Source organism: Corynebacterium sp. (genome assembly GCF_043426755.1).
GTDB lineage: Bacteria > Actinomycetota > Actinomycetes > Mycobacteriales > Mycobacteriaceae > Corynebacterium.
The window spans coordinates 1-3,323 of the sequence record NZ_JBHWRP010000106.1 but is presented as its reverse complement, the minus strand read 5'-3'; the positions used below and the strand labels follow the sequence as shown (position 1 = coordinate 3,323).

Sequence of the window (3,323 nt, the reverse complement as noted above, 5' to 3'; positions counted from 1 at the left end):
CTGTGTTCGCTTAAAATGTCTTGGGAAAGGTTGGCGCACTTGGAGGTCAAGTACAAGAGTAAGAGACTTGAAAAGACTCTCAAGAGTGACGCAAATATCAAGAAAGCGTTTGGCAAGGCTGCCACCAAAGTAAAGGCCCGTCACAATGAATCGGCCTGAATTTTTGAGAGTGGCGTGTTACGCGGCGTGAAGGCCTGCGTGGTTTTCTCGTTGGTAGTTGGTGTAGTGCTCGATCGGCGGGGTATGCCCGAGCGAGGAATGCAACCGCTCGTGATTATACCAGTGGACCCATCCGGCTGTGGCGCGTTCCACCTCACCCCAGTCCGTCCACGTCCCTGCCTCGAAATCAATGAGCTCAGACTTGTACAGCCCGATCGTTGACTCCATCAGACCGTTGTCGTAGGCGTCGCCTGTTAGGAACGCGTAGTTTGAAGCAGCATGGTGACGATAGTGAAGCGCCGGGGTGAGCATCGTGAAGCGGTGCTCACCCCGGTGCTCGATCATCACTTCGCCATCCGGCGGGTTACCTGACCATGGTCGGTGAGAGTCTCATGTTCGGCCCGTCCAGGCTGATGATCTCTGCCCCACCGACAAGACGGTTGAGCAGGGACTCAGCGACGACCTTGTCGGCCATGGAGGTGTACCACTCCTCCGGGTTGAACTGGGAGGTCACCAACGTCGATCCTCGGCCTTCCCGTGCGGACAAGATATTGAACAGCATGTTCGCGGTGTCCGGGCTGATCGCGGTGGTGAGGAAATCATCCAAGACCAGCAGATCCGTGGTGGTGATCTGAGTGACGAACTGCAGACGCTTCGGATCGTGATAGTCCATCACCGCCAGCTGCGCGGCCAGGTCATCGGTACGGAAGAACCTGGCGGTGTAGTCACGCCGGCACGCCGCATTGAGCAGCGCCAGGGCGAGGTAGGTCTTGCCTACGGAGGACTTGCCCAGGATGATGACGTTGCTGGCCTTGGCCACCCATTGACAGCTGCCCAGCCGTGTCGTTAACTCACGGCTGAGGTTGCGATCTGGTCGGTAGTCGATGTCTTCTACGCAGGCATCGGGGTGTGGTGATCTGGATGCCTTGAGTAGTTTCTCAACACGACGCTCCTGCCGGGCCGTGACCTCTTTGTCCAGCGCGAAAGCGATCTTCTGGGAGAAGGTCCACTCATCAAAGTCGGCGTTGTTGGCGATGTCGATGACTGTTTGCCCGAAGGCGGTCATCCGAAGTTTGGTGAAGGTGTCCAGCCACGTGTCATCCAGGTGGAGGTTCGGATCCATCACTTCGACTCCTCCTTATCCCCGCTGGTGCCGGTCAGGGCTTCCAGACTGAACTGGCCGGCCCCGCCGAGTAGCCCACCACGGTCACCGTGCCAGTGCGGTGGTGACGTAGAACGCGCATGAGCCCGCGGCGTAGGGGTGGTCGCCGGTCGTGTCGCCTGGTCGCTGCGCACAGCCGCCATCATGTTCTTCACCGCGGTGTACGAGATCGCCCGACGACGGGTGGCATCGCCGACCAGTCGGAGGCAGGCCGCCTCGAGGATGGGCTTGTTGTCGCCTGCGCCCATGGCGAGGATGTTGCGGGCCGGCAGATACGCCTGAGCGACAATCGGTCGCGACGCCAGGAGATCAGCGATCGCCGTTCTCGTATGCGGACCCACACGTGAGGCCTGGGTGAGGAAATACTCCGAAGACCACAGATTGTTCGGATTCTCCATCCCCGGTGGGCAGTGGACCACATCGGTGACATACGCCCCGCGTTGCGTGCCCACCGTGTGCGTGGCGATGGTGGCGCCAGCGGCGAAAACCTCCAGCTGATCACCGCGGATACGCACGTCCACGGTGTCGCCGACATGCTGATACGGCACCGAGTAATGCACGGTGGCGATCGTGATGTGCCAGTCCGGGCTCACCTTGGATTTCTTCCACACCGTCGGCAGGAAAGGCTCATCAGGCAGTGCCGCCAACAGTTCGGCTTCCACCTCATCGAAGATCTCACGCCTGGAGACCTGCTGATCCCGGAACGGGGCGCGATCGTTGATCGCCTCGACAGCTGCCCGTAGGGCTGCGTTGAGGTCATCGAGGTTGCTGAACTCCCGGTCTGCAAGTCGGCGGATCGCCCAGTTGGTGACGACCTTGACCCCAGATTCCACATTGCCCTTGTCCTTGGGGTGCATCGGCCGGGTGGGAAGCGCGGCGGTGTTGTAGTGGGTAAGGAACTCCTCGTAGCTGGTGTTAACCCTGCGTGCCTTGTCCCCGGTGCGGATGGCATTCGACGCGGTGGAGGCATTATCCGGCACGATGACCTCAGCTACGCCCCGGAAGTACTCGAAGGCGTGGCGGTGGGCTGCCAGCCAGTTCGGTTGGCGTTCGTCAACACACCCGTAGGCGAAGAACATGCCGGAGTACGGCAAGGTGGCGACGAACACGTTGATGCTGGTGGCCCGGCGGGTGACGGAGTCGATGATGCGCATCTTTGTTCCTGCCCAGTCGACCTGCATCGTATGGCCCGGGATGTGCTGGATCCGGGCGGTGAGTCCGCGGGCCTGGACTTCCTGGCCCACCAGCTGACGGAAGCGTTCATAGCTGTAGTGACGCAAGCCCCCCGCTGGCAGGGTCAGATAGTCGGCCCACAGGACATTCAGGGGTGTCTTCTTGCGTCCGGTCCGGGCGGTGATCACCGTGCCCATGTCGATGGGGACGAACTCCCCGGCCACGGTCATCCGCCCGTCGCCGACCAGGGCGGCAAGGTCGTCATCAGGCAATCCCTCGAGTTGGGCGTGGGTGGTGATGTGGTGGTGATCGAGGGCTTTTCCGGCTTTGGCGATGGTAGCGTGCGCGGCACCGCAACGAGCCTGAATTGTTCGGTAGGAACTGCCCCCGAGGAGCAGTTGCATGATCAACCGGTAGTTGGTCACGGTTGGAGGTCCTTTCAGGTTCCCACACGACCGGGTTGTCGTGTGGCATCTGAAAGTCTGGGGGTTACCGGCGCTGAGCGCTTCACGAAGCTCACCATCGTGCTTCACGATGGTCACCACGGCGCTTCAAACTATCCGTTCCTAACACGAAGTTCCCGCACTGGTACCTCTACATGGTCGGCGCGACACCCGAATCCCAGGGATCCGGGGTCGGCACCGCACTGCTCGAGCACGGCCTGGACCGGGTGGGTGACGACGCCGCCTACCTCGAGGAGCCCACACCCGCGTCGGCGAAGCTGTACGAGCGGATGGGTTTCGTCCCCATGGGCGTCAACCCCATTCCGACGCCCGGCCGGGATCCGGAGCTGGCGATGTGGCGGCCCGGGGCGATGCCGGAACAGTCC

General features: G+C 61.6%; 2 protein-coding genes and 2 pseudogenes. 1 reads left to right on the top strand and 3 read right to left on the bottom strand.

The genetic code is table 11. The features are described from left to right. Nucleotides 1-177: 177 nt before the first annotated feature. The 3 genes and pseudogenes from ACHFGA_RS11010 to istA form a co-directional block, all read right to left on the bottom strand. Nucleotides 178-411 (bottom strand): annotated as a pseudogene (locus ACHFGA_RS11010) (integrase core domain-containing protein); the annotation flags it as partial. A 112-nt stretch (nucleotides 412-523) separates the two neighbouring features. Then, complete coding sequence (locus tag ACHFGA_RS11005; protein WP_394282420.1) at nucleotides 524-1,282, bottom strand: ATP-binding protein; 759 nt, start codon at nucleotides 1,280-1,282, stop codon at nucleotides 524-526. Then, complete coding sequence (gene istA, locus ACHFGA_RS11000) at nucleotides 1,282-2,919, bottom strand: IS21 family transposase (RefSeq protein WP_394282419.1); 1,638 nt, start codon at nucleotides 2,917-2,919, stop codon at nucleotides 1,282-1,284. Before istA ends, ACHFGA_RS11005 begins: the two co-directional genes overlap by 1 nt. A gap of 134 nt (nucleotides 2,920-3,053) precedes the next feature. Between istA and ACHFGA_RS10995 the strand changes: the two are divergent. Next, a pseudogene (locus tag ACHFGA_RS10995) lies at nucleotides 3,054-3,323 on the top strand (GNAT family N-acetyltransferase); the annotation flags it as partial.

Coding starts and splice junctions, on each gene's coding strand:
- ACHFGA_RS11005 (WP_394282420.1), bottom strand. CDS start 1,282: ATGGATCCGAACCTCCACCTGGATGACACGTGGCTGGACACCTTCACC.